This window comes from Afifella sp. YEN Y35 (genome assembly GCF_047553465.1).
In the GTDB taxonomy this organism is placed as follows: Bacteria; Pseudomonadota; Alphaproteobacteria; order Rhizobiales; family Afifellaceae; genus Afifella; species Afifella aestuarii.
Map to the genome: position 1 here is coordinate 258,468 of NZ_CP180203.1, position 24,967 is coordinate 283,434.

Below are 24,967 nucleotides of genomic sequence, written 5' to 3' on the forward strand. Positions count from 1 at the left end.
GCGCCTGGCGTCGGCCCCAAACCGCGGAGACGACCGCGCAATAAGCGGCGCTCCCAATCAAGAAAAAATCCCTAGGAGGAAATGCAAGATGACGAGCCTCACACGACCGACGAGACGCGGCTTCCTGAAAGTGGGAAGCGGGCTTCTCGCCATGACGATTACGCCGGCGGGGACGGTGGTCGGGCGCGCCTGGGCGCAGATGCCCCGTTCCACGAAGCCGGAGACTTTCGCGACCCTCGTGCAGATGTCGCGCGACTGCTATCCGCACGACCAGCTCGAAGACCGCTACTACGCCAAGGCAGTCGATATCCTCGACGAGGCGGCACGCGCCTCGGAGGACGAGCTCAACCTGCTCGAAGAAGGGGTCGCCGCGCTCGACAAGTCCGCGCATGACGCCCATGGCGCCAATTACGTGGCGATCGAGAACGAGGCGGACCGGGTCGCGCTTCTGGAAGCGATCGCAGACGAGCCCTTCATGCAGAAGGTGCGTTCGAACCTCGTCGTCGGCCTCTACAACCAGAAGGAGCTGTGGCCGATCTTCGGCTACGAAGGGGCGTCGGCGGACAAGGGCGGCTATATCGACCGCGGCTTCGACGACATCGCCTGGCTCTAGGCCGGCAGTCTCAGCGACGAAACGCACCAGAACAGACGGGCTCGTTCGGCTGCGCTTGCGCATGCGCGGCCAGCCATCGGAGTCCGGGAGGAAACGACATGTCTGCTCCTTACGACAAGAACGACGACAGCGTCGTCGTCATCATCGGCTCGGGTGCCGGTGGCGGCACGCTCGGCACGCAGCTCGCCCTCAAGGGCATCGATACGGTGATCCTGGAGGCGGGATCGCGCCACGAAACCTGGGATTTCATCAACGACGAGTGGGATTCCTTCACGCAGCTCGCCTGGAAGGACAAGCGCCTCACCTCCGGCGACTGGCGCGTCGCCAAGGATTTTCCGAACCTGCCGGCCTGGATCGTGAAGGCGGTCGGCGGCTCTTCCGTCCACTGGGCGGGCGCCTCGCTGCGCTTCCAGGAGCACGAGTTCAAGACGAAGACGCATTACGGCGAGATCGAAGGCGCGACGCTCCTCGACTGGCCGATCGACCTCGACGAGATGGAGCCGTGGTACGCCATGGCCGAAGACCGGATGGGCGTGACGCGCACCAACGGCATTCCGGGCCTGCCCGGCAACAACAACTTTAAGGTGCTGGAGGCGGGTGCCCGCAAGATCGGCTACAAGGAGGTGCATACCGGGCGGATGGCGATCAATTCCGAGCCGCGCGACGGACGGGCCTCCTGCCTGCAGATCGGCTTCTGTTTCCAGGGCTGCAAATCCGGCGCCAAATGGTCGACGCTGGTGGCGGAAATCCCGAAAGGCGAGGCGACCGGGAAGCTCGAAGTGCGGCCGGACTGTCAGGTTCTGCGCATCGAGCACAATGACGAGGGCCGCGTGACCGGCGTCGTCTATGCCGACAAAGAGGGGCGCGAGCAGCGGCAGAAGGCGCGCATCGTCTGCGTTGCCGGCAATTCGATCGAGAGCCCGCGGCTTCTCCTCAATTCGCATTCGGCGAAATTCCCGGACGGGCTCGCGAACTCCTCCGGCGAGGTGGGCCGCAATTACATGCGCCACACGACCGGCTCGGTCTATGCGGTCTTCGACAAGCCGGTGCACATGTATCGCGGCACGACCATGGCGGGGATCGTGCGCGACGAGGCAAAGCACGACACCTCGCGCGGCTTTGCCGGCGGCTACGAGTTCGAGACCCTGTCGCTCGGCCTGCCGTTCATGGCGGCGTTTCTCGATCCCGGCAAATGGGGGCGGGATTTCGCCTCCGCGATGGACGGCTACAGCAACATGGCCGGCATCTGGATCGTCGGCGAGGACATGCCGCGGGCGGAAAACCGCGTCACGCTGTCAGACGAGACCGACGATTTCGGCATGCCCATCCCGGACGTGCATTTCGACGATCATCCGAACGACAACGCCATGCGCCAGCATGCCTATACTCAAGGGTCGGCGATCTATGATGCGGTGGGCGCGGTGCGCACGATCCATACGCCGCCTTACCCCTCGACGCACAATCTCGGCACCAACCGGATGAGCGAGAAGGCGCGCGACGGCGTCGTCAACCGCTACGGCCAGACGCACGATATCGACAATCTCTTCGTTTCCGACGGCTCGCAATTCACGACCGGGGCGGCGGAGAATCCGACCCTGACGATCGTGGCGCTCGCCTTGCGGCAGGCGGATCATATCGCCGGGCGGATGGGCCGCGGCGAGATCTGAGACGAGGGATTTTGACGGGGGCGTCCGGCGCGGGCCGGGCGCCGGCTTTCCGGATGGTGTTCGAAAGGGGCGGGTGCGCGCCTGTTCAGGCGCGCTCGGGCTTCGGCTGGCGGATCATCGGCGCGGCTTCGACGACGAGGGGGTCGAGGTCCGTGCCGCCCGCATCCAGGATCTCGAAGAGTTTTGCGCGCATGCGCGGTTCCCAGAAGGAGTTGATGTGGTCGGCGACGCCGGCGGCGGCCTCGTGTTCCGGGCGGCTCTTGAAGAAGGTGGCGATCTGGTTCGCCATATAGGCGAGTTTGTCAGGCGACATGGGAGACCTTTCCGGTGTCGACAGTGCCGTCGGTAATTCGCTCGGGATGGGTGAAGACTTCAAAGTCGCGGTCGCGGACGACGGCGACGAGGGTGATGCCGGCGGCCTCCGCCATGCGGACGGCAAGTGCCGTGGGGGCCGAGACGGCAAGCAGGATCGGGCTGCCGGCGGCCGCCGCCTTCTGCACCATTTCGACAGAGACGCGGCTCGTCAGCACGATGGCGCCCTCAGTGGCCGGGATGGCGCGGCGGGCGAGCGCGCCCACGAGCTTGTCGAGCGCATTGTGGCGGCCGACGTCCTCGCGCACGGCGACGAGGCCTTCGCCCGGAGCGTAGAGGCCCGCGGCATGCACGGCGCGCGTTGCGGCATGCAGCGGCTGGGCCCGGGAGAGCGCGCCCATGGCACGGGCGATGTCGGCCGGCGACAACGTGAGATCGGAGGCGGGGACGACCGGCGGCTGGCGCACGGCGCCTTCCAGGCTCTCGATGCCGCACAGCCCGCAGCCGACGGGACCGGCGAGGTGGCGGCGGCGTTCGGCGAGCTTTTCGTCCGCCTCTTCGGCCAGCATGATCTGCACGTCGATGCCGTCTTCGAGCTCGACGATATCGACGGCGTCGATCGCCTCGGCCGTGTCGACGATGCCCTCCGTCAGGGTGAAGCCGACGGCGAAATCGACGAGATCGGCAGGGGTCGCCATCATCACCGCCTGGGTGGTGCCGCCATAGGTGAGGGCGACGGCCGTCTCTTCCGGCAGGTCGCGTTCGCCCGGCCGCGCCGTGCCGAGGCGATGGGCGATGCGGGCGACCGGGTGATGGGTCTTTTGCGTCATCCTCGCTCCCTCATTCGGCGCCTCTCTCACTCGGCCGCTTCCATTGCCGGGGCGATGCGGCGGGCCTGACGGGTCTGCTCCTCATATTCCTGCTGCCAGTCGCTCGGCCCGTTCGACAGCGCGACCTGGACGGCGGTCACCTTGTATTCCGGGCAGTTGGTTGCCCAGTCGGAGAAATCCGTGGTGATGACGTTCGCCTGCGTGCCGGGATGGTGGAAGGTCGTGTAGACGACGCCCGGCGCGACGCGGTCGGTGATGCGGGCTTTCAGCGAGGTCTCACCGGAGCGGCTCGCGAGCCGCACCCAGTCGCCGTCCTTGATGCCGCGCTGTTCGGCGTCGTGCGGATGGATTTCGAGGCGATCCTCTTCGTGCCAGACGGTGTTCGCCGTGCGTCTGGTCTGTGCGCCGACATTGTACTGGGTGAGGATGCGGCCGGTCGTCAGAAGGAGCGGGAAGCGCGGGCCGGTCTTTTCATCCGTCGCCACATATTCGGTGACGACGAACTTGCCCTTGCCGCGCTGGAAGCCGCCGACATGCATGACCGGCGTGCCCTGCGGAGCTTTGTCGTTGCACGGCCATTGCACCGAGCCTTCCTTTTCCAGGAGGTCGTAGGTGACGCCGGCAAAGCTCGGCGTGGTGGCGGCGATCTCGGCCATGATCTCGCGCGGATGGGTGTAGTTCCAGTCGCAGCCGAGCGCGTTCGCCAGAAGCTGCGTCACCTCCCAGTCGGCATAGCCGTTCTTCGGCGCCATGACGCGGCGGACGCGGTTGATGCGCCGCTCGGCGTTCGTGAAGGTGCCGTCCTTCTCCAGGAAGGTGGAGCCCGGCAGGAAGACGTGGGCGTAATTCGCCGTCTCATTCAGGAAGAGGTCGTGGACGACGACGCATTCCATGGCGGCGAGACCGGCGGCGACATGCTTGGTGTCGGGGTCGGATTGCAGGATGTCCTCGCCCTGGATGTAGATGCCGCGGAAGGACCCGTCGACGGCGGCATCGAGCATGTTGGGGATCCGAAGCCCCGGCTCGTCGTCGAGGGTGACGTTCCAGAGCTTTTCGAAGATGTCGCGCGTCGCCTCGTCGGAGATGTGGCGGTAGCCCGGCAGCTCATGCGGGAAGGAGCCCATATCGCACGAGCCCTGAACGTTGTTCTGGCCGCGGAGCGGGTTCACGCCGACGCCCGGGCGGCCGAGATTGCCGGTCGCCATGGCGAGGTTGGCGATCGCCATGACGGTGGTCGAGCCCTGGCTGTGTTCGGTGACGCCGAGGCCGTAATAGACCGCGCCGTTGCCGCCGGTCGCATAGAGACGTGCCGCGCCGCGGATGGCGGCGGCCGGAACGCCGGAGATTTTTTCCACTTCCTCCGGTGAGTTGCGCGGCTCGGAGACGAAGGCCGCCCAATCCTGGAACTCGTCCCAGTCGCAGCGCTCGCGGATGAAAGCCTCGTCGAAGAGGCCTTCGGTGACGACGACATGGGCGAGTGCGGTCAGGATGGCGACGTTGGAGCCCGGCTTCAGGGGGAGGTGATAGGACGCCTCGATATGCGGCGAGCGCACGAGATCAATGCGGCGCGGATCGATGACGATGAGTTTTGCCCCTTCGCGCAACCGCTTCTTGAGGCGGGAGGCGAAGACGGGATGGCCGTCGGTCGGATTGGCGCCGATCAGGATGACGACGTCGGTCTTCTCGACGCTGTCGAAATCCTGCGTGCCGGCGGAGGTGCCAAACGTGGTCTTGAGGCCGTAGCCGGTCGGCGAATGGCAGACGCGGGCGCAGGTGTCGACATTGTTGTTGCCGAAGCCGGCGCGCACCAGCTTCTGGACGATGAAGGTCTCCTCGTTGGTACAGCGCGAGGAGGTGATGCCGCCGAGCGCGCCGCGGCCGTATTGATGCTGGACGCGGCGGAATTCCGAGGCCGTGTGGGCGAGCGCCTCCTCCCAGGAGACCTCGCGCCAGGGATCGGTGATCTTTTCGCGGATCATCGGGTTGAGGATGCGGTCCTTGTGATTGGCATAGCCATAGGCGAAGCGGCCCTTGACGCAGGAATGGCCGCGGTTCGCCTTGCCGTCCTTGTAGGGGACCATGCGGATCAGCTCTTCGCCGCGCATCTCCGCCTTGAAGGAGCAGCCGACGCCGCAATAGGCGCAGGTGGTGACGCGCGCATGCTCCGGCAGGCCGTTGTCGATCACCGACTTTTCCTGGAGCGTCGCCGTCGGGCAGGCCTGGACGCAGGCGCCGCAGGAGACGCATTCCGATGCCAGGAACTCTTCGTCCTGTCCGGCGGCGACGACGGAGCCGAAGCCGCGGCCTTCGATCGTCAGCGCGAAGGTGCCCTGCACCTCCTCACAGGCGCGCACGCAGCGCGAGCAGACGATGCATTTCGTGGGATCGAAGGTGAAATAGGGGTTGCTCTCGTCCTTCGGCCGGTAGCGCGGGTTCGCCTCGCCGTTGTTCCTCGCCTTGACGTGGTTGGCGCCGTCATAGCCGTAGCGCACGTCGCGCAGGCCGACTTCGCCCGCCATGTCCTGGAGTTCGCAATCGCCGTTCGCCGCGCAGGTGAGGCAGTCGAGCGGGTGGTCGGAGATATAGAGCTCCATGACGCCGCGGCGGATGTCCTTGAGGCGCGGCGTCTGCGTGTGCACGACCATGTCGGGGGTGACCGGCGTGGTGCAGGAGGCGGGGGTGCCGCGCCGGCCCTCGATCTCGACGAGGCAGAGGCGGCAGGAGCCGAAGGATTTCACCATGTCGGTGGCGCAGAGTTTCGGCACCTGAATGCCGGCTTCGGCGGCCGCGCGCATGACCGAAGTGCCGGCCGGGACGCTGATCTCAAAGCCGTCGATCGTCAGCGACACCGTCTCTTCGGAGGTGGAGGCGGGTGTGCCGTAGTCGATTTCGTGAATGAGGCTCATCAGGCTGCTCCTCAGCTTTATTCTTCCTCAGCTTTACTCGGCGGCTTCGGCGAAGGGGGTGGGGCGGAAATCGTCGGGGAAATGTTCGATCGCGCTCAGGACCGGGAAGGGCGTGAAGCCCCCGAGGGCGCAGAGCGAACCGAAGCGCATGGTCTGGCAGAGGTCGGTCATGAGGGCGATCTGCGCGTCAGGGTCCTCGCCCGCCGCGATCCTGTCGACGACCTCGACACCGCGCACGGAGCCGATGCGGCAGGGGGTGCACTTGCCGCAGGATTCAATGGCGCAGAATTCCATGGCGAAGCGGGCCTGCTTCAGCATGTCGACACTGTCGTCGAAGACGACGATGCCGGCATGGCCGATCAGGCCGTTCTTCGCGGTATAGGCTTCGTAATCGAAGATCGTGTCGAAGAGGGCGCGTGGGAAATAGGCGCCGAGCGGGCCGCCGACCTGCACCGCCTTGACCGGGCGGCCGCTTCTGGTGCCGCCGCCGATCTCGTCGACGAGCTCGTGCAGAGTGAGGCCGAAGGCGATCTCGAAGAGGCCGCCGTTCTTGACGTTGCCCGCGATCTGAATGGGGATCGTGCCGTGCGAATGGCCGACGCCGAAATCGCGGAAGAATTCCGGCCCGTGGTCGAGGATCGCCGGTACGGTCGCAAGTGAGATGACGTTGTTGACGACGGTCGGGCGGCCGAGAAAGCCCTCATGGGCGGGAAGCGGCGGCTTGGCGCGCACGACGCCGCGCTTGCCTTCCAGGCTGTTCAGGAGCGAGGTCTCCTCGCCACAGACATAGGCGCCGGCGCCCATGCGGATTTCCATGTCGAAGGCGTGGCCCGAGCCCAGAATGTCGGGGCCGAGAAAGCCGTGGCTGCGGGCGATGGCGATCGCGTCGCGCATGGTCACGATGGCATGCGGGTATTCGGAGCGGGTGTAGACGTAGCCGCGGGTCGCGCCGGTGGCGAGGCCCGCGATCACCATGCCCTCGATCAGCATGAAGGGGTCGCCCTCCATGATCATGCGATCGGAATAGGTGCCGCTGTCGCCCTCGTCGGCGTTGCAGACGATGTATTTCTGCTCGCCTTTTGCTTCGGCGACGGTCTTCCACTTGATGCCGGTCGGAAAGCCGGCGCCGCCGCGACCGCGGAGCCCCGACGTGACCATCGTCTCGACGATCTCTTCGGGCGTCATCATGACGGCATTGCGCAGCCCCTTCAGACCGCCATGCGCCTCGTAATCGGCCGGATCGAGCGGATCGATGATGCCGCAGCGCGCGAAGGTGAGGCGGGTCTGGCGGGCGAGGAAGGGGATTTCTTCCGTTTCGCCCTGGGCGAGGGGGTGGTCGCCGCCGGACAGAAAACCCGCATCGAAGAGGGAGGCGACGTCGCCAGGCGCGACCGGGCCATAGGCGAGGCGGCCGTCTTCGGTCGCGACCTCGACCATCGGCTCCAGGAAGAAGAGGCCGCGGGAGCCGTTGCGGATGAGGCGGATATCGAGACCGCGGGCCTCCGCCTCGCGGGCGATTTCGGCCGCGACCTTGTCGGCACCGAGCGCCAGGGCGCCGGCATCGCGCGGGACGTAGACCTTTACGGGATCGGTCATCGCCGGGCCTCGTCGAGAAGCGGGGCGAGGCGGGTTTCGTCGAGGCGGCCGGTCACCTCGCCGTCGAGCATCGCGGCCGGGGCGCAGGAGCAGAGGCCGAGGCAGTAGACGGGTTCGAGCGTGACGGCGCCGTCGGGCGTCGTCTCGTGCCAGTCGATGCCGAGGGCCGAGCGCACGCGGTCGGCGATTTTTTCGCCGCCCATCGACTGGCAGGCCTCGGCGCGGCAGACCTTCAGGACATGGCGGCCGGAGGGGGTGTGGTGGAAGTCGGGATAGAAGCTGACGACGCCATGGACTTCGGCGCGGCTCAGATTGAGGCGGTTGGCGATGACCGGCACGGCCTCTTCCGGCACGCAGCCGAACTCTTCCTGGAGATCGTGCAGGATCGGCAGGAGCGGGCCTTCGAGGGCGGCGTTGGCATCGACGATCGCTGTGGCGCGGACGGCAATGTCCGCTGCGCCTGTCTGGGCAGTCATTCTTCCTCCCATGGCCGGCGATTGTTTTTGCCGGATTTCTTATTGCGGTAATTTTGACGCGCGACGTCATGTCTTATCAATAGCTTTATCCCGTCGAGTGATCGGGAAAACCTATCGAGCGCTAGGCCGAGGGCCGTTTCTATCGGGGCAGAAGCTGCGAAACCTTGCGGGCTTCGGCGAGAAGGGCGGCAAGAACCGGCGTGTGCGGTTCGCGGTAGGCGGCGACGAGGCCGATGCTTTCCACGGCCTCCGGCTCCACGATCGGGATCGCCGTCAGATTGTCCAGGCGGCCGAAGGCGTCCACCAGCCGCCAGGGCATGACGCTCGACCAGCGGCCGGTGCGCACATGGGCGAAGAGGGTGATGACGGAGTTGGATTCGAGCGTCGGATCGGCGCTGGCGCCGGCTTCGCCCATCTTCTGGTTGACGATGCGGCGGTTCTGCATGTCGGGCGTCAACAGACAGAGCGGTGCGGCCGCCACCTCTTTCCAGGTGATGCTCGACTTGCCGGCATGCGGTCCGTCCGCCTGGGTGACGAAGGCGTAGCGCTCCTCGTAGAGCGGCACGGTGGTGACGCGGCCGAGCGGCTCGTTGTCGAGATAGGTGATGCCGACATCGATCTCGAGATTTTCCAGAAGCGACAGGATCTCGACCGAATTGCGCGACAGGACGGTGAAGGTGATGCCGGGATGGGCCTCCGCAAAGGGCGCCGTCAGCTCGGCGACGGCGGAGAGCGCCGTCGGGATGGCGGCGATGCGCAGATGCCCGGAGAGGCCGTGGCGCGCGGTCCGCAGATCCTCCTGCATGGAGCGAACGTCGGCGACGATGCGGCGCGCCCATTCCAGGACGCGCTGGCCTTCCGGCGTCAGCCCCTGATAGCGCGAGCCGCGGCGCACCAGCATGACGCCGAACTGGTCTTCGAGCTGCTTGATCGCCGAGGAGAGCGTCGGCTGGGTGACGCGGCAATCCTCTGCGGCACGGCCGAAATGTTTTTCGCGGGCAAGCGCGATGAACATTTCCAGCTTGTCGATCATGAGCGTCTCCCGCCGCCTTGCGGATCTTCGGCCCGCCTGCGACGTGCCCACGATACAGGATGCGGGCGTTGAGAAAAGCCGGACGGGGCAAGGGCCCGGTCATGGCGATGAGAGAGGGCCGGGCGGGACGCTCGGCCTGGGAGCTAAACGGCGGCCGGGTGACGCGCCCTGCCGCAGGGGAAAAAGACGGCCGGGCATGATGCCCGGCCGCAAGTCCCATCATTCGGCGGCGGCGACGACGCGCCCTTCGATCTCCTCCGTCGTCTCGTCGATATGGTGCTTCTCGTGCACCGGACGGACGAGGGAATTGGCGATGAGCGCGAGCACCAGGAGCCCCGCCATGCAGTACATGGTGGTGTTGTAGAGGCTCGGTGTCGGATCGACGGTGCCGGCGGGGGCGATCTCCATCAGCCGGCCGATTGTCACCGTATTGGCGGCGATCATCTGGTCGAGCTGATCGATGCCGGCGCCGAATTTCTCCCGGAAGACGGAAGGATCGATGCGGGCCGCAAGATCGTGGATCGCGTTCGACAGGGACATTTCCCGCAGCTGCGTGATGGCGAGGGGGCCGAGAACGCCCGCCGTGCTCCACGCCGTCAGAAGCCGGCCGTGGATGCCGCCCACATATTTGGTGCCGAAAATGTCGGCGAGATAGGCGGGGATGGTGGCAAAGCCGCCGCCATACATGGTGAAGATGATCATCGTCGCGGCGTAGAACATGACGAGCCATGTCACCGCCGGATCGACGCTCACCTGCTGGGCCGCAAACGGGATCGACAGATAGAGGATCGTGCCGAGAACGAAGAAGCAATAATAGGTGTTCTTGCGGCCGATATAGTCCGATGCCGAGGCCCACAGGAAGCGGCCGACCATGTTGAAGACCGAGATCATGAAGACGTAGGTCGCCGCGAAGGCGGAGTTCACGATCAAGGGCAGGGTGGTGCCAAAAATCTCCGTCATCATGGTCTTGGCGACGCCGATGACGCCGATGCCCGCCGTGACGTTGAAGCAGAGCACGATCCACAGAAGATAGAATTGCGGCGTCTTCAGCGCCTGGTCGATGTGGACGTCGTTGTCGGAGATCATCTTGCGCTGGGCGACATGCGCGGCGGCCGGCTCCCAACCGGCCGGCTTCCAGCCCTCCCGCGGTACGCGGTAGGAGAAGGAGGCGATGACCATGACGACGAAGTAGATGCCGCCGAGGGTGAAGAAGGTCATCGCGGCGCCGGTGTTGCCGGTGCCGGCGACGTAGATACCGGGCTCGATGGCGACGGGGGCTGCGGCGACCTGCTTGGCGCCGGCGACGACGACCTCGACCATCTGGCCGTTGACCTCGGCCATGCGGCGGCCGCCTTCGGTGACGAGGGAGACGGCGCTTTCCGGCCCGAGATAGGTCGGAACCTCATAGAAGGTGCGCAGCAGAAATTCCTTGATCGGCGTGGCGATCATGGCGCCGCCGCCAAAGCCCATGATGGCCATGCCGGTCGCCATGCCGCGCCGGTCCGGGAACCAGCGGATCAGGGTCGAGACGGGCGAGACATAGCCGAGGCCGAGGCCGCAGCCGCCGATGACGCCGTAGCCGAGATAGACGAGCCAGAGCTGGTGGGTGACGATGCCGAGGCCGCCGACGATGAAGCCGCCGCCCCAGCAGAGTGCCGCGACGACGCCGACCATGCGCGGGCCGACCTCTTCGAGCCACTTGCCGGCGAAGGCCGCGGCAAGGCCCAGAAAGACGATGGCGACGGAGAAGATCCAGACGACGGATTGCAGGCTCCAGTCACCGGCGGAGGCGGCGACGACGCCGAATTCACGCGTCAGCGGCGGGTTGAAGATACTCCAGGCATAGACGGAGCCGATGCACAGATGGATGGCGATCGAGGCCGGCGGAACCTTCCAACGGTTGAAGTTCTCGCCGGCGACGATGTGTTCCTTCTTGAGGCTGTCGAACATGTCGCGATTTTCCCTCCCGGGCTCGCCCCGCCGCGCCGCGCGACCGCGGTCTTTCGGCAAGTGAGCGCCCCTTGTCGTTTTCCTCCCTGCGCGGAGCATGGCCGCGCAGCGCCCGCGCGTTTTTTCGGCGTGGCGTGAGGACGCTACGCAAGCGGGATGCCAGAACGGGAGAGACGCGGAAGTGGCGGATTTCCGGGAGTCCTGTCGAGGGGCAGAGGGACAAAACGTCCCTCGGGCGGGAAGAGACGCCAGCCAAAATAGGACAAATTGTCTCTGTGACGCCGAGTTTGCGGCGGGCGTGATCTGGTGCCGTCAGCGCGCTTCGGGGAGCCAGATCACGAAGATCGTGCCTTCGCCCGGCGTGCTCGTGACCGTCAGGGAGCCACCCTGCTGAACGATCAGCGTCTGGCTGATCGAGAGGCCGAGGCCGGTGCCCTCCTGGCGCTTGGTGGTGAAGAAGGGATCGAAGATTTTCGACAGCACCTCCGGGGGGATGCCGGTGCCGGTGTCTTCGACCGCGATCTGAATGCCCGGCGTGCCGTCGCGATCCGTATCGGAGGTCGTAATCGTCAGCCGGCCGCCGTCCGGCATGGCGTGGATGGCGTTGACGATGAGGTTGACCAGCACCTGCTGCAGCTCGGTGCGGTTCATGAGAACGAGGCGGGTGGCGGTGTCGCGGCGCGCCACCTCGATCTCCGCCTTGTTGAGGAGATGCTGGACGAGAGGCAGGCAGTCGGCGACGACATCGGCGGGGGCGTGGCTCTCGACGAAGCCCGCATATTCCTCCGGCCGGGCGAATTGCAGGAGTTTCGTCACGATCTGGCCGATGCGGTCGATCTGTTCGTCGATGAGGCGGATCTCCGTTTCGGCCGGGGCGGCGGTCTCGCCGAGGATCGAGCGCATGACTTCGAGATTGCCCTGCATGACGGCGACGGGATTGTTGATCTCGTGGGCGACGCCCGCCGTGATCTCGCCGATGGCCGCGAGCTTTTCCGACATGATGAGCTGTTTCGTCGTCGCCTCGAGCTGGCGGTTCGCTTCGCTCAGCTCGCGCGTGCGGTCCGCGACGCGGGCGTTGAGCTCCTCGTTCCAGGAGCGGAGTTGCCGGTCGCGCTCCTGCACCTGATCGAGAAGCCCGTCGAGATGGGCGGCGACGCGGGCGATCTCGTCTTCATTGTCGGGAAGGGCGGTGCGGGCGCTCATATCGCCGGCCTCCACCTTGGAGATCGTCTCCGTCATGCGCTCCAAGGGGCGGAAGACGGAGCCCGCCCAGCGCAGGAAGAGCGGCACGCTCAAGGCGGTGACGGCGGCGAAGGCGGCGATGAGGGTGAGAAGCGAGACGAGCTTGGTGCGCTGAAACGGTGCTTCCAGGAAGCCGACATAGAGCATGCCGACGCGGCGCCCGAAACTGTCGGTGATCGGCTCGTAGGCGGAGATGTACCAGTCGTTGACGACGAAGGCGCTGTCGAGCCAGACGCGGCCTTCGCCGAGAACGGCGGAACGCACGGCGGCGGAGACGCGGGTGCCGAGGGCGCGCTTGTCCTCGAAAAGCCGGACATTGGTGGAGACGCGCACATCGTCGAGAAAAAGGGTCGCCGTGCCCTGGCTGCCGGCGGGGAGGCTCTCCTCGCGGTAGACGAGGTCGTTGATCGTATCGATGAAGACGAGGTTCTGGTTGAGGAGGAGGCCGCCGACGAGGGCGGCGGGGCCCTGGCCGGGCAGGCGCACGGGGCTTGCCGAATGCACGACCATGCCGCGGGTTTCGGCCGTCTTGTCGGTCGGCACGGCGTTGGGCGTGTCGACGAGGGGAAGGCGCGCCTGCGCGGCAAGCGCCGGCGAAATGGCGGCGAGGTCGTCGCCGGAGAAGATGTCGACTGCCGTCGTGGGCTTGCCGGCAAGGGCGCTTTGGACGACCGGCCGGTCGCCCGAAAGGTTCGGGGCTGCGCCTGCGGGGGAGGTGGCGTGCACGCCGTCGCCGGTGCTGACGAGGTAGAGAAAATCGAGGCCGAGCGCCTTGCGGCTCTTCTCCAGATAGGCGGCGAGCGGGGCGGGGGCATCCGCCTCGATCACGTCCCGGAATTCGGCGGAGCGGCCGAGCGCGTCGATCTCGTCGCCGGTCGTCTCCAGGATGCGGTTGAAATACTGGTCGGCGATGGTGAGGTCGCCATGCACCTTCGACTTCAGAAGCTGGTCGAATTTCGCGTTCCAGCGGACGATGGTGACGCCGAGAAGAAGCGGCAGGATGACGAAGGTCGGCAGGAGCGCGATCGCCAGGAGGCGGAAGCGAACCGAGCGGTGCCGGCCGATCTTTTCGGGGCCGGGCCGCGCAAGTCCGGGCTGCGCAAGGCCGGGCCGCGCCGGCTCCAAACTCATCTCAGCGGCCCCAGCTCAGAGGTTCCAGGCTGAGCATTTGCGGTCGATGGTCTTGCGCGAGATGCCGAGGCGGCGGGCGGCCTCGGCGCGGTTGCCTCCGGTCGCTTCCAGAACGCGCAGGATATGGCGGCGCTCCACCTCTTCGAGTGCTTCTCCGGGCTCGCCGGCGACTTCGGGGGCGTGCGCGCGTTCTGTGCCCGTGGCGGGATCGCCGCGAAATTCCGGCGGGAAGCGGCCGAGGATGAGCGAGCGCTCGATGAGGTTTCTGAGCTCGCGGACATTGCCGGGCCAGTCATAGGCGGCGAGGCCCGCGCGCACGGCGGCATCGATTTCGACCGGGGGCATGCCGAGCTGCTTCGACAGGCGCTGCATGAAGAGGGTGGCGAGCTCTATCACGTCCTCACCGCGGGCGGCGAGCGGCGGCATGGCGATCTGCATGACGTTGATGCGGTAGAAGAGATCGGTGCGGAAACGGCCCTCTTCGACAGCGGCTTCGAGGTCGGCATTGGTGGCAAAGATGAAGCGCACATCGACCGGCACCTCGCGCTCCGAGCCGACCGGGCGCACACGCCGGTCTTCGATTGTGCGCAGGAGCTTGCTCTGCATGGCCAGCGGCAGTTCGGCGATCTCGTCGAGAAAGAGCGTACCGCCATGGGCATGGATGAAGAGGCCCTCGCGGCCCGCATCGGCGCCGGTGAAGGCGCCTTTCAGATGGCCAAAAAGCTCCGCCTCCAGCATGTCGGTCGGCACGGCGGCGCAATTGACGGCGACGAAGGGCTTGTCGGCGCGCTCGGAGAGGGCGTGGATGGAGCGCGCCGCCACCTCCTTGCCCGTACCGGACTGGCCGGTGATCAGAACGGAGGTCGGCAGGGGCGCGACGCGGGCGATGGTGTCGCGCACCTCGCCGATGCCGGGGGAATGGCCGATCAGCTTGTCGCGCAGAAGCATGTGATCGGCGGTGGAGCGCAGTTCGTGGCGCAGGACATGGATTTCGCGCTGCAGACGGATGCGGTCGAGGCAGCGCGCGACGGCGTTGAGGATCTGGTTGGAGCGAAAGGGTTTCAGGACGAAATCGACGGCGCCGGCGCGCAGCGCCTGGATCGCCGTTTCGAGATCGGCATAGGCGGTGATCAGGATCGCATCGGCGAAAAGGCCGATCTCGCGCTGTTCTGTCAGCCATTCGACGCCGCTCTTGCCGGGCATGATGTTGTCGAGAATGACAACGTCGAAATGGTGCTCGTCGAGCCTTCTGGAGGCTTCGGTGGTGTCGGCCGCCTCTTCCAGGCGCTTGCAGCGGGGTTTCAGCGTGCGGACGAGAAAATTGCGCATGCCCGGCTCGTCGTCGACGACGAGGATCGAGGCCTGAGCGAGCCAGGGCCCGAATTCGGGAACGCGCGGCGCAGGCTCAACGCTGCGCGCGGCCGTGACGCTCATGGGGCGAGGCTCATGGGGCGAGACTCATGGGGCGAGGCTCATGGACGGTCCTCAAGCGGGTTTCCTCGGTTTCTCCCGAGGAGACCCCCGAGAGAAATCGTTTTCTTGTTTGCAGCCATGATGGGCACAAGCCGGTCGGAATGCAAAGAGCGGGCGGACAGTGCGTGTGGGAGGCGGCTAGTCCGCGAGCGAAGACGCGGCTTCGGCGTCGCTCTGGCGCGCGATCGTCTGGCGCACGAGGAGGTCGGTGTTGGGCGAGAAGCGCGCCTGGAGCGGCAGCATAGCGGCGCCCAGAACGCGGGCCATCGGCCCGACGGAGCCGGAGACGATCTCGGCGGGGGTGAGGCCGAGACGGTTGAAATGCTGCACCGCTTCGGCGAGGCGCTGGGTGATGCGGGTGCGCCAGGCCGGCGGCAGCAGGCCGTCGACCACGATCGTCTCAAAGTCGATGACGCTCATGGCCGATATGACGGCGCGCGCCATTTCCTCCGCCGCCTGTGTCGCCCAGGCGTCGAAGATCTTTGTGGCACCTGGAATGTCGTCGCCGCGCAGAAGCGCCTCGCCTGGGTCGATCCCTTCCTCGGTGAAGGCCTGTTGCAGCTGGATGATGGAGGCGGTGTGGATGAGCTGCTGCGGCGCGCCCGTGGCGCCTTGATGGGCGGTCGGCATTGAGCCGATGGCGCCGGCGTTGAACTGCTCGCCGCGATAGAGCTTGCCGTCGATGACGATGCCGCCGCCGATGAAGGTGCCGAGATAAAGGTAAAGCGCGCTGCGGCGGGTGACGGCATCGCCCAGGATCACTTCCGCGGCACAGGCGGCCGTCGCGTCGTTGTGGAGGGAGGCGGGGAGGCCGGTCGCCTCCTGCAAGGCGGCGGCGACATCGATGTCGCGCCAGGCGTCGAGGGCGCCCGGCGCCAAATCGAGTTCCGTCGCCCAGGCCTCAAGCTCGCTCGGCATGGCGATGCCGAGGCCGACGACGCGCTTTCTGGAGGCGGCGTCGAGGGAGGCGAGAAGATCGCTCGCCTGGGCGATGGCGAGACGGACCGTCTCCTCCGGCAAGGGCGCGTAATAGCTTTCCTGGGCGGAGCCGATCACCTCGCCCAGAAGATTGACGAGGATCGCCTCGACGCTGCGGCGGCCGATCTTGACGCCGAGCGAGAAGGCGCCCTGCGGATTGGGTGCGATCGGGGTGGACGGCTGGCCGACCTGGCCGCGGACCTTGTCGCGCTTGATGAGGAGGCCTTCGGCCAGGAGACGGTTGACGATGACGGAGGCGGCCTGGCCGGAGAGGCCGGTCTCGCGCGCGATCTCCGCCTTCGAGAGGGCGCCGGCGCGCAAGAGCGCGTGGATGATCAGCCGCTCGTTGTAGGCGCGCAGCCCGGTTGTGTCTCCGCCTCGCATCTCGCCGTGCCTTCGCAGTCCTTGCGGTTCGTCCTCTTGCGGCAGCGCAGGCTAGCCGAAAGAAAATTAAAAAACCAATGTGATTTAGTTATTGACTTTGAAGGTCCGATGTGGATGGGTGCGTGAGCCATGGCTGCCGGTCAGGCGGCGCTGCGCTGCCTATCTCTGGGGGCCGGCTCGTGTGGAAGCCGCCGGCCCGAGCGCGGCGCCGCCCGCTCGCCCGGCCTGTCGAGTGCGGCTTGGGGCCATGTTCTATGGCCTAGGACGCGCGACCCGGCGGAAATGACAAGGCGGGGTGATAAGGCCTACAAAGAGGCCGCCGGAGGGGAGGAGAAGATGCAGCGAGGCTTCGTTCAAACCCCGGCGGGAGCGGCCTGATGTTCGTCGTCTGCGGCGAGGCGCTCTGGGATCTTTACGGTTCGGACAAGGGCGAAGGGCTCTCCTTCGACGCGCGCATCGGCGGATCGCCTTTCAACGTCGCCGTGGGGCTCGCCCGCCTCGACCAGGAGGCGGCGCTTTTCACCGGACTTTCGACGGATCTTTTGGGCGAGAAGCTCTTTGCGGCGCTCAAGACGGAAGGTGTGGAGACCGGATTTCTTCTGCGCTCCAGCCGACGCACGACCTTGAGCCTGGTGACGCTCGGCAAAGACGGCTCGCCCTCTTACGCGTTTTATGGAGACGGGGCGGCGGACCGGGCCGTCAACCTTTCCGATCTGCCGGTCTTCAGTCGCGACATCTGGGGCGTGCATGCCGGCTCGTTTTCGCTCGTCACCGAGCCGATCGGCACGAGCCTCCTGTCGCTTCTGGGGCGAGAGGCGGGCGAGCGGCTGGTGACGCTCGATCCCAATGTGCGGCTCAACGTGGAGCCGGATCTCGCGCTCTGGCGCGAACGCCTGGACGCCTTCCTGCCGACGACGGATCTCGTCAAGGTGAGCGAGGAGGATCTGGGGCTTCTTTATCCGAGCGCGCCGCCGGCCGAGACCGCCGAGCGCTGGCGCGCTGCGGGCGCGACCCTGGTCGTCGTCACCTATGGCCGGGAAGGGGCGGAAGCCTTCGGCTCGTTCGGACGCGTGTCCGTCAAAGGCACCGAGGTCGACGTGGTCGATACGGTCGGCGCTGGCGACAGCTTCATGGCCGCCTTGATTGCCGGCCTGGCGGAGCGCTCGACGAAATCGCGCGAGGCGCTTTCCAGGCTGCGCCGGGACGAGGTGGAGGCGCTCATCACCTTTGCCACGGAGGCCGCCGGCATCACCTGCGGACGCCGCGGCGCCGATCCGCCCCGGCGGGCGGAGCTTGGTGCTGCCGCCAGCCAGGACGGGTGATGGAGGTTTTTTCGAGCGGTCTTGCGAACGGACGGCCGCCCGGAGAACGACAGATCAGGCGCGGGAGCGGCCGTAGGCGCCTTCATAGGCCACGCGGCGGATCTCGCTGCGGTCGAAGCCCATATCGGCGAGGTCGCGGTCACGATAGCCTTCCAGCTCGCGAACGAGTTCGCCGTACTGGTAGCGCTGCTTCACGGATGTCCAGGCGCGCGACAGGAGGGTGCGGGCGCCTTCGCCCATCGATACGGTCGAGGCCGGTGCGCTGAGGGGCCCGGAGGCGGGGCGTGCGAGAGTGAGGGTCTTCATGTGGCTTCTCCATCATGGGACGGCAGGGGGAATTGCCGTCTGAAATTCCGGTTCGTGTGCCGGCAGCATGCCTTCGGTGGCTTTTGCCGGCCTGTGTTGCAGTGCGGTGGTTGCTTGCAGCCGTTCTTTGGTGCGCTTCCACGAACCCGTTTTTATCTTGATGGTGTCGGGCCCTACGCCGGTATTGCGGCGCATCATAATCGTGCTGTGTTGCACAAATAATGACGGCGGAGGCGCTTGCGAAGGCGTCCTTGGGTCAAAGGGGCTGTGACCCAGCTGCAAAGCCGAGGTGTGATGGAACTTCCGAGCCAGATGATCCTGTTTGCGACCGTGGTCGAGAGCGAGAGCTTTTCGGCGGCCGCCCGCTCGCTCGGCCTGACGCCATCGGCCGTCAGCCGGCAGATCGGCTTTCTGGAGGATCGCCTCAAGGTAAGGCTTCTCAACCGCAGCAAGCACGGCCTGTCGCTGACAGAGGAGGGGCGCGCCTTCTACGAGCGCTGCGCCGATCTCGCGGTCAGGGTGTCGGAGGCGGAAAACCTTGCCACCGCGATCAGCGGTCAGCCGGTCGGGGTGTTGCGGGTCGCGGCCACCGTCGCCTTCGCCAAGGCGCAGCTTCTGCCGATCATGCCGGAGTTCATGGCGCGCTATCCGGAGCTCAAAGTCTCGCTCGAGGTGACGGACCGCCCGATCGACCTCGCGGCGGAGGGGATCGACGTCGCCATCCGCTTCACCGAGCAGGTGGAGGACAGTTTTGCGGTGGCGCGCAAGCTTGCCCGCAACCGGCGGGTGATCTGTGCCGCGCCGGCCTATCTCAAGCGCGCCGGCACGCCGACGACGCGCCAGGATCTCGCGCATCACAATTGCCTGCGCCTGTCGACGGTGACGCGCTGGAACGACTGGCATCTGGAAGGGGCGGAGGGGACCGATCCCGTTCCGCTCACCGGCAATTTCGAGGCCAACAGCGCCGATGCGATCTATCACGCGACGCTTTCAGGCCTCGGGATCGCCCGGCTTTCGACCTATCTCGTCGGCGAGGATATCAAGGCCGGGCGGCTCGTCAGGCTCCTGCCGGATTATGCCGACGACGGGTCGGACATTCTGGCGCTCTATTCGGAGAAGCGGAATCTGTCGCCGCGGGTGCGCGCGTTCATCGATTATCTGAGTGCACATTTCGGCAGCGTGCCGCCCTGGGAGCGCGAAGAATAGATGCGCCTTGCCGCATCAGGAAACTTGAGAGTTTCAATTTCGTAAGGCTGTGCGACAATGCGGCTAAGTTACCGGAAGGACAGGATTTATTCTGCGCTTGCGTTAATTGCAAAATCAAAGTGATTTATTTATTTGACAGCGGCAAACCCGCGTGATCTAGTCTTACGCAAGTTGCCGTCGGGTCTTTCCCTTCGCGCTTCTGACGACAATTTAGATATCCGAAGATGAGGCGGAGGCCGCGGTTTCGCGCAACTTCGTCCTGAATGTCCGTGCCTTTCGGCGCGGGCAGAGGGATGCGATCTCGACATCCGATGTCGCGTCTTTCCTGTATTGATAAGCCGCGCGGCCTTTGGGCCGAAGACGCGGAACGGAGGAAACCTGATGAGACGCTCCATTTGGGCGGTCGGCGCTGTATCCGCCGTCGCCTTCACTGCCGCCGCTCATGCCGAAACGATCACGATCGCCACCGTCAACAATGGCGACATGATCCGCATGCAGAAGCTCGCCGAGGATTTCACCAAAAATCATCCCGATATCCAGTTGGAATGGGTGACTTTGGAAGAAAACGTGCTGCGCCAGCGCGTGACGACGGATATCGCCACCAAGGGCGGTCAGTACGACGTCATGACCATCGGCAATTACGAGGTGCCGATCTGGGCGAAGCAGAATTGGCTCGTCGCTCTCGACGACATGCCGGACGGCTATGATGCCGACGATATCCTGCCGGCGATCCGCAGTGCGCTGACCTATGAGGACAAGCTCTACGCGGCGCCGTTCTACGGGGAATCGGCGATGGTCATGTACCGCACCGACCTTGCCGAGAAGGCCGGCGTGGAGATCCCCGATCAGCCGACCTGGTCGGATATCCAAAAAGCCGCCGAGGCGATGACGGACAAATCGAACGACGTCTACGGCATCTGTCTGCGCGGCAAGCCGGGCTGGGGCGAGAACATGGCGTTCTTGACGGCCATGGCGAATTCCTACGGCGCGGCCTGGTTCGACAAGGACTGGAAGGCCCAGCTCGACAGCCCGGAATGGAAAGCAGCGGTCAACGACTATCTGACCATGATGAACGATTACGGGCCTCCAGGAGCCTCCTCGAACGGCTTCAACGAAAACCTGTCGCTCTTCCAGCAGGGCAAATGCGGCATCTGGATCGATGCGACGGTGGCTGCCTCGTTCGTGACCGACCCCGATGAATCGACGGTCGCCGACAAGGTCGCCTTCGCGCAATTCCCGAACAAGGAAGGCGTCGACAACCACGGCAATTGGCTGTGGTCGTGGAATCTCGCCATTCCGACCTCGACGGATTCAGAGGATGCCGCCAAGCAGTTCATCGCCTGGGCGACGTCGAAGGATTACACGAAGCTCGTCGCCGAGAACGAAGGCTGGCGCGCCGCACCTCCGGGAACCCGCACCTCGCTCTATGAGAACGAGGAGTATCAGAAGGAAGCGCCCTTCGCCGAGATGACCTTGAATTCGATGCAGGCGGCGACGCCCGACAAGCCGTCCGTTCAGGACGTGCCGTATACGGGCGGACAGTTCGTCGCCATTCCGGAATTCCAGGGCATCGGCACGGCCGTCGGGCAGATGTTCTCCGCCGCGCTTGCCGGGCAGATGAGTGCGGATCAGGCGATCCAGAACGCCCAGCAGCTGACGAACCGCGAAATGACGAAGGCCGGCTATCCGAAGTGATGCGCCGCGCGTGACCGGCCGCATATCGCCGGCTTCACGCACCTGCCTGGGGCGGTCGCCGACGCCGTGACCGCCTCGACATGATCGGCGCGGACGGATGTCGTTGCGGCGTCCGCCCGGGCCCTCTTCACCGGCTCGTTCCTCATCGCCCGAAAGGGTTCGCTCATGGCCACTGCGCATTCGCGTTCCGCCGCGCGACTGATGATCTCTCCCGCCGTGCTTCTTCTGCTCGGCTGGATGCTGATCCCCTTGTCGATGACGCTCTACTTCTCGTTCCTGCGCTACAATCTTCTGATGCCGGGAACGCACGATTTCATCGGCTTCATGAACTATCGGTTCTTCCTGACCGATCCGGCGTTCTTCTCCGCGCTCATCAACACGCTTCTCCTCGTCGGTGGCGTTCTCGTCATCACCATCTTCGGCGGGGTGCTTCTGGCGATCCTGCTCGATCAGCCGATGTGGGGGCAGGGGATCGTGCGGGTTCTGGTGATCGCGCCGTTCTTCGTCATGCCGACGGTCTCCGCGCTCGTGTGGAAGAACATGTTCATGAATCCCGTGAACGGGCTCTTCTCGAACATTTTTCGGGCGCTCGGGATGCAGCCCTTCGACTTTCTCGGTCAGGCGCCGCTCGCCTCGATCATCTGGATCGTGTCGTGGCAATGGCTGCCCTTTGCGACGCTCATCCTGCTGACGGCGCTGCAATCGCTCGACCGTGATCAGCTCGAAGCGGCGGAAATGGACGGGGCGGGGCCTTTGAGCCGCTTCTTCCACATCATGCTGCCGCATCTGGCGCGCGCCATCACGGTCGTCGTGCTCATTCAGACGATCTTCCTGCTCTCGGTGTTCGCGGAGATCCTCGTCACGACCAATGGCGGGCCGGGCTATGCCACGACCAACATCACCTATCTCGTCTACGCCCAGTCGCTCCTGCAGTTCGACGTGGGCGGCGGGTCGGCCGGCGGCATCGTCGCCGTCATTCTCGCCAATATCGTCGCGATCTTCCTGATGCGGATGATCGGCAAGAACCTGGACGTCTGAGCCATGGCCCACACTCCGACAAAAGGTCGAAAGCTCCTCTTCACGCTGATCGCCTGGACGATCGGCTTCCTGATCTTCTTTCCGATCCTGTGGACGATCCTGACGAGCTTCAAGACGGAGGCGGAGGCGATCGCTTCGCCGCCCTCTTTCGTGTTCTTCGACTGGACGCTCGACAATTACACCGAGGTGCAGGAGCGCTCCGCCTATTTCCGGCATTTCTGGAATTCGGTGGTGATCTCGCTCGGCTCGACGGTTCTGGGCCTCCTCGTCGCCATCCCGGCGGCGTGGTCGATGGCCTTCGTGCCCGGCAAGCAGACCAAGAACGTGTTGATGTGGATGCTGTCGACCAAGATGCTGCCGCCCGTCGGCGTCTTGATCCCGATCTATCTCATCTTCCGCGATACCGGCCTGCTCGACACGCTTTTGGGCCTGGTCATCGTGGTGATGCTGATCAACCTGCCGATCATCATCTGGATGCTGTTCACGTATTTCCGCGAGATTCCGGGCGAGATCCTGGAGGCGGCGCGGATGGACGGGGCGGGGCTGCGCTCGGAGATCCTTTACGTGCTGACGCCGATGGCGGTGCCGGGGATCGCCTCGACGCTTCTCCTCAACATCATTCTCGCCTGGAACGAGGCGTTTTGGACCTTGAACCTGACGGCCGCGAAATCGGCGCCGCTGACGGCGTTCATCGCATCTTATTCGAGCCCGGAGGGGCTCTTCTACGCCAAGCTTTCCGCCGCCTCGACCATGGCGATCGCGCCGATCCTGATCCTCGGCTGGTTCAGCCAGAAGCAGCTCGTGCGCGGCCTCACCTTTGGGGCGGTCAAATAGGGGCGCGGCCAAGACGCGGCTGCCGCCCCGGCGGCACCCGACAATAAACGGCGCGGCGACAAACGCGGCGAAAAGGGACGGATATGGGACACATCTCGCTCAACCAGATCACCAAGACTTTCGGCAATGTCCAGGTGATCCCGCCGCTCGATCTCGAAATCGAGGATGGCGAATTCATCGTCTTCGTCGGCCCGTCCGGCTGCGGAAAGTCGACGCTTCTGCGGCTGATCGCGGGGCTCGAAGACGTGACCTCCGGCGAGATCAAGATCGACGGGCGGGACGCCACGGAAACGCCGCCGGCCAAGCGGGGCCTCGCCATGGTGTTCCAGTCCTACGCGCTCTACCCGCATATGAGTGTGCGGAAGAACATCGCCTTTCCTTTGAAGATGGCGGGGTTCGACAAGGCCGAGATCGACCGCAAGATCGACGATGCGGCGCGCGTTCTGAACCTCACCGATTATCTCGACCGGCGGCCGGGGCAGCTTTCGGGCGGGCAGCGCCAGCGTGTCGCCATCGGGCGGGCGATCGTGCGCGAGCCGGCGGCGTTCCTGTTCGACGAGCCTTTGTCGAACCTCGATGCGGCGCTTCGGGTGAATATGCGCCTCGAAATCTCCGAGCTGCACAACAAGCTCGAGACGACGATGATCTACGTCACGCATGATCAGGTCGAGGCCATGACCATGGCCGACCGCATCGTCGTCCTGCGCGCCGGCATCATCGAGCAGGTGGGCACGCCGCTCGAACTCTATTCCAAGCCGCGCAATCTCTTCGTCGCGGGCTTCATCGGTTCGCCGAAGATGAACTTCATCGAGGGTGCGGTGGCGGAACGGCGCGACGCGGCCAAGGTCGGCATCCGGCCGGAGCATATGGAATTGTCGCTGGAAGAAGGCCGCTGGGAAGGCCGGGTCAGCGTCTCCGAACATCTCGGCTCCGACACGTTTCTGCATGTGGAGACGGAGCGTGCCGGCATGCTGACGGCACGCGCGGACGGCGAGTTTCCCGTGCGCCACGGCGACCGGGTGTTTCTGACGCCGCAGGACGACAAGATCCATCGCTTCGACGCCGATGGCATGGCGCTGTCATGAGGCGGCTGGAAGGCAAATCCGCCATCATCACCGGCTCGGCGCGCGGCATCGGGCGCGCCTTCGCCGAGGCCTATGTGCGCGAAGGGGCGAGGGTGGCGATCGCCGACATCAACCTCGTCCGCGCCGAAGAGACGGCCGCCGAGATCGGCGAGGCGGCCTATGCGGTGCCGCTCGACGTCACCGATCAGGCCTCGATCGACGCGGCGGTGGCGGAGGTTCTGGACCGCACCGGGCGCATCGACATTCTGATCAACAACGCCGCCCTCTTCGATCTTTCGCCGATCGTCGAAATCCGCCGGGAGAGTTTCGACCGGCTCTTTGCGATCAACGTGTCCGGCACGCTCTTCATGCTGCAGGCGGTGGCGAAAGCGATGATCGCCAAGGGCGAGGGCGGCAAGATCATCAATATGGCGAGCCAGGCCGGGCGGCGCGGGGAAGCGCTCGTCGCGGTCTACTGCGCGACGAAGGCCGCCGTGATCAGCCTCACGCAGTCGGCGGGCCTCGACCTCATCCAGCACAAGATCAACGTCAATGCGATCGCGCCGGGTGTGGTTGACGGCGAGCACTGGGACGGCGTCGATGCGCTGTTTGCGAAGTACGAGAATCGGCCGCTCGGGGAGAAGAAGCGGCTCGTCGGCGAGGCGGTGCCTTACGGGCGCATGGGCCGGGCGGAGGATCTGACCGGCATGGCCGTGTTTCTGGCAAGTGCGGAGGCCGATTACATCGTCGCCCAGACCTACAATGTCGACGGCGGCAATTGGATGAGTTGAGGGGGGCATCCCAACCGAAAGCTCGCGGGTGGGGGGCTGTGCTTGCGAATTCACACAGGCCCTTCCTCTGACCGACGACCCCCACCCCTGTCCCCTCCCCACAAGGGGGAGGGGGACGCA

At 65.5% G+C, this 24,967-nt stretch carries 21 protein-coding genes; 9 read left to right on the forward strand and 12 right to left on the reverse strand.

Annotated features, from left to right (window positions below):
• Positions 1-88: 88 nt before the first annotated feature.
• Together ACK8CP_RS01260 and ACK8CP_RS01265 are read left to right on the forward strand one after the other, a co-directional pair.
• Positions 89-613: a gluconate 2-dehydrogenase subunit 3 family protein gene (locus ACK8CP_RS01260; protein WP_414833078.1), complete on the forward strand. Its 525-nt coding sequence runs from the start codon at positions 89-91 to the stop codon at positions 611-613.
• Positions 614-711: 98 nt separating this feature from the next.
• Entirely contained in the window at positions 712-2,280 is a 1,569-nt protein-coding gene (locus ACK8CP_RS01265; RefSeq protein WP_414833079.1) for a GMC family oxidoreductase, read from the forward strand.
• An 85-nt stretch (positions 2,281-2,365) separates the two neighbouring features.
• Here ACK8CP_RS01265 and ACK8CP_RS01270 read toward each other — a convergent pair whose 3' ends face one another.
• The 10 genes from ACK8CP_RS01270 to ACK8CP_RS01315 all read right to left on the reverse strand — a co-directional run bounded on the left by ACK8CP_RS01270 (position 2,366) and on the right by ACK8CP_RS01315 (position 16,591).
• Positions 2,366-2,593, reverse strand: coding sequence for a formate dehydrogenase subunit delta (locus tag ACK8CP_RS01270; protein WP_414833080.1), 228 nt, complete (start codon positions 2,591-2,593; stop codon positions 2,366-2,368).
• Positions 2,583-3,422 carry a formate dehydrogenase accessory sulfurtransferase FdhD gene (gene fdhD / locus ACK8CP_RS01275; RefSeq protein WP_414833081.1) on the reverse strand — a complete coding sequence of 280 codons (840 nt, stop codon included), beginning with the start codon at positions 3,420-3,422 and terminating at the stop codon, positions 2,583-2,585. The genes ACK8CP_RS01270 and fdhD overlap by 11 nt, the downstream gene beginning before the upstream one ends.
• Before the next feature lie 26 nt (positions 3,423-3,448).
• Positions 3,449-6,328, reverse strand: coding sequence for a formate dehydrogenase subunit alpha (gene fdhF, locus ACK8CP_RS01280; protein WP_414833082.1), 2,880 nt, complete (start codon positions 6,326-6,328; stop codon positions 3,449-3,451).
• Positions 6,329-6,361: 33 nt separating this feature from the next.
• A complete protein-coding gene (locus ACK8CP_RS01285; protein ID WP_414833083.1) occupies positions 6,362-7,924 on the reverse strand; it encodes a formate dehydrogenase beta subunit in 1,563 nt (520 codons plus the stop codon).
• Entirely contained in the window at positions 7,921-8,400 is a 480-nt protein-coding gene (locus ACK8CP_RS01290) for a formate dehydrogenase subunit gamma (protein ID WP_128291285.1), read from the reverse strand. The genes ACK8CP_RS01285 and ACK8CP_RS01290 overlap by 4 nt, the downstream gene beginning before the upstream one ends.
• Before the next feature lie 139 nt (positions 8,401-8,539).
• On the reverse strand, positions 8,540-9,433 hold the full coding sequence (locus ACK8CP_RS01295) for a LysR family transcriptional regulator (RefSeq protein ID WP_414833084.1): 894 nt from the start codon (positions 9,431-9,433) through the stop codon (positions 8,540-8,542).
• A 219-nt stretch (positions 9,434-9,652) separates the two neighbouring features.
• Positions 9,653-11,383, reverse strand: coding sequence for an OFA family MFS transporter (locus ACK8CP_RS01300; protein ID WP_414833085.1), 1,731 nt, complete (start codon positions 11,381-11,383; stop codon positions 9,653-9,655).
• Between the two features lie 312 nt (positions 11,384-11,695).
• The gene (locus tag ACK8CP_RS01305; protein ID WP_414833086.1) at positions 11,696-13,756 is read right to left on the reverse strand and encodes an ATP-binding protein; all 2,061 of its coding nucleotides are present in this window, start codon (positions 13,754-13,756) and stop codon (positions 11,696-11,698) included.
• A gap of 15 nt (positions 13,757-13,771) precedes the next feature.
• Entirely contained in the window at positions 13,772-15,190 is a 1,419-nt protein-coding gene (locus tag ACK8CP_RS01310; RefSeq protein ID WP_414833087.1) for a sigma-54-dependent transcriptional regulator, read from the reverse strand.
• Between the two features lie 177 nt (positions 15,191-15,367).
• Positions 15,368-16,591, reverse strand: coding sequence for an ROK family transcriptional regulator (locus ACK8CP_RS01315; RefSeq protein ID WP_414833088.1), 1,224 nt, complete (start codon positions 16,589-16,591; stop codon positions 15,368-15,370).
• Between the two features lie 377 nt (positions 16,592-16,968).
• Between ACK8CP_RS01315 and ACK8CP_RS01320 the strand changes: the two genes are divergently transcribed.
• Entirely contained in the window at positions 16,969-17,913 is a 945-nt protein-coding gene (locus ACK8CP_RS01320; RefSeq protein WP_414833089.1) for a carbohydrate kinase family protein, read from the forward strand.
• A 54-nt stretch (positions 17,914-17,967) separates the two neighbouring features.
• Here ACK8CP_RS01320 and ACK8CP_RS01325 read toward each other — a convergent pair whose 3' ends face one another.
• Both ACK8CP_RS01325 and ACK8CP_RS01330 read right to left on the reverse strand, forming a co-directional pair.
• Positions 17,968-18,219: a hypothetical protein gene (locus ACK8CP_RS01325; protein WP_414833090.1), complete on the reverse strand. Its 252-nt coding sequence runs from the start codon at positions 18,217-18,219 to the stop codon at positions 17,968-17,970.
• 12 nt (positions 18,220-18,231) lie between these two features.
• Positions 18,232-18,417 carry a hypothetical protein gene (locus tag ACK8CP_RS01330; RefSeq protein ID WP_414833091.1) on the reverse strand — a complete coding sequence of 62 codons (186 nt, stop codon included), beginning with the start codon at positions 18,415-18,417 and terminating at the stop codon, positions 18,232-18,234.
• Between the two features lie 96 nt (positions 18,418-18,513).
• On the opposite strand from ACK8CP_RS01330, the gene ACK8CP_RS01335 reads away from it, so the two are divergent.
• From ACK8CP_RS01335 to ACK8CP_RS01360, 6 genes are all read left to right on the forward strand, one after another.
• A complete protein-coding gene (locus ACK8CP_RS01335; RefSeq protein ID WP_414833092.1) occupies positions 18,514-19,425 on the forward strand; it encodes a LysR family transcriptional regulator in 912 nt (303 codons plus the stop codon).
• A gap of 381 nt (positions 19,426-19,806) precedes the next feature.
• Positions 19,807-21,120 carry an ABC transporter substrate-binding protein gene (locus tag ACK8CP_RS01340; protein WP_414833093.1) on the forward strand — a complete coding sequence of 438 codons (1,314 nt, stop codon included), beginning with the start codon at positions 19,807-19,809 and terminating at the stop codon, positions 21,118-21,120.
• Between the two features lie 165 nt (positions 21,121-21,285).
• Entirely contained in the window at positions 21,286-22,158 is an 873-nt protein-coding gene (locus ACK8CP_RS01345; protein WP_234628693.1) for a carbohydrate ABC transporter permease, read from the forward strand.
• A gap of 3 nt (positions 22,159-22,161) precedes the next feature.
• On the forward strand, positions 22,162-22,992 hold the full coding sequence (locus ACK8CP_RS01350; RefSeq protein WP_414833094.1) for a carbohydrate ABC transporter permease: 831 nt from the start codon (positions 22,162-22,164) through the stop codon (positions 22,990-22,992).
• An 83-nt stretch (positions 22,993-23,075) separates the two neighbouring features.
• The gene (locus ACK8CP_RS01355) at positions 23,076-24,077 is read left to right on the forward strand and encodes an ABC transporter ATP-binding protein (protein WP_307154572.1); all 1,002 of its coding nucleotides are present in this window, start codon (positions 23,076-23,078) and stop codon (positions 24,075-24,077) included.
• Positions 24,074-24,847, forward strand: coding sequence for an L-iditol 2-dehydrogenase (locus ACK8CP_RS01360; protein ID WP_414833095.1), 774 nt, complete (start codon positions 24,074-24,076; stop codon positions 24,845-24,847). Before ACK8CP_RS01355 ends, ACK8CP_RS01360 begins: the two co-directional genes overlap by 4 nt.
• The last annotated feature ends 120 nt before the right edge of the window (positions 24,848-24,967 follow it).

Excerpts from the sequence above, each read along its gene's own strand:
- ACK8CP_RS01340 (WP_414833093.1), top strand. The coding sequence starts at position 19,807 with ATGAGACGCTCCATTTGGGCGGTCGGCGCTGTATCCGCCGTCGCCTTC.
- ACK8CP_RS01350 (WP_414833094.1), top strand. The coding sequence starts at position 22,162 with ATGGCCCACACTCCGACAAAAGGTCGAAAGCTCCTCTTCACGCTGATC.
- ACK8CP_RS01345 (WP_234628693.1), top strand. The coding sequence starts at position 21,286 with ATGGCCACTGCGCATTCGCGTTCCGCCGCGCGACTGATGATCTCTCCC.
- fdhD (WP_414833081.1), bottom strand. The coding sequence starts at position 3,422 with ATGACGCAAAAGACCCATCACCCGGTCGCCCGCATCGCCCATCGCCTC.
- ACK8CP_RS01310 (WP_414833087.1), bottom strand. The coding sequence starts at position 15,190 with ATGAGCGTCACGGCCGCGCGCAGCGTTGAGCCTGCGCCGCGCGTTCCC.
- ACK8CP_RS01265 (WP_414833079.1), top strand. The coding sequence starts at position 712 with ATGTCTGCTCCTTACGACAAGAACGACGACAGCGTCGTCGTCATCATC.
- ACK8CP_RS01295 (WP_414833084.1), bottom strand. The coding sequence starts at position 9,433 with ATGATCGACAAGCTGGAAATGTTCATCGCGCTTGCCCGCGAAAAACAT.
- ACK8CP_RS01355 (WP_307154572.1), top strand. The coding sequence starts at position 23,076 with ATGGGACACATCTCGCTCAACCAGATCACCAAGACTTTCGGCAATGTC.
- ACK8CP_RS01300 (WP_414833085.1), bottom strand. The coding sequence starts at position 11,383 with ATGTTCGACAGCCTCAAGAAGGAACACATCGTCGCCGGCGAGAACTTC.
- ACK8CP_RS01325 (WP_414833090.1), bottom strand. The coding sequence starts at position 18,219 with ATGAAGACCCTCACTCTCGCACGCCCCGCCTCCGGGCCCCTCAGCGCA.
- ACK8CP_RS01335 (WP_414833092.1), top strand. The coding sequence starts at position 18,514 with ATGGAACTTCCGAGCCAGATGATCCTGTTTGCGACCGTGGTCGAGAGC.
- ACK8CP_RS01290 (WP_128291285.1), bottom strand. The coding sequence starts at position 8,400 with ATGACTGCCCAGACAGGCGCAGCGGACATTGCCGTCCGCGCCACAGCG.
- fdhF (WP_414833082.1), bottom strand. The coding sequence starts at position 6,328 with ATGAGCCTCATTCACGAAATCGACTACGGCACACCCGCCTCCACCTCC.
- ACK8CP_RS01260 (WP_414833078.1), top strand. The coding sequence starts at position 89 with ATGACGAGCCTCACACGACCGACGAGACGCGGCTTCCTGAAAGTGGGA.
- ACK8CP_RS01305 (WP_414833086.1), bottom strand. The coding sequence starts at position 13,756 with ATGAGTTTGGAGCCGGCGCGGCCCGGCCTTGCGCAGCCCGGACTTGCG.
- ACK8CP_RS01320 (WP_414833089.1), top strand. The coding sequence starts at position 16,969 with ATGTTCGTCGTCTGCGGCGAGGCGCTCTGGGATCTTTACGGTTCGGAC.
- ACK8CP_RS01315 (WP_414833088.1), bottom strand. The coding sequence starts at position 16,591 with ATGCGAGGCGGAGACACAACCGGGCTGCGCGCCTACAACGAGCGGCTG.
- ACK8CP_RS01330 (WP_414833091.1), bottom strand. The coding sequence starts at position 18,417 with ATGATGCGCCGCAATACCGGCGTAGGGCCCGACACCATCAAGATAAAA.
- ACK8CP_RS01285 (WP_414833083.1), bottom strand. The coding sequence starts at position 7,924 with ATGACCGATCCCGTAAAGGTCTACGTCCCGCGCGATGCCGGCGCCCTG.
- ACK8CP_RS01360 (WP_414833095.1), top strand. The coding sequence starts at position 24,074 with ATGAGGCGGCTGGAAGGCAAATCCGCCATCATCACCGGCTCGGCGCGC.
- ACK8CP_RS01270 (WP_414833080.1), bottom strand. The coding sequence starts at position 2,593 with ATGTCGCCTGACAAACTCGCCTATATGGCGAACCAGATCGCCACCTTC.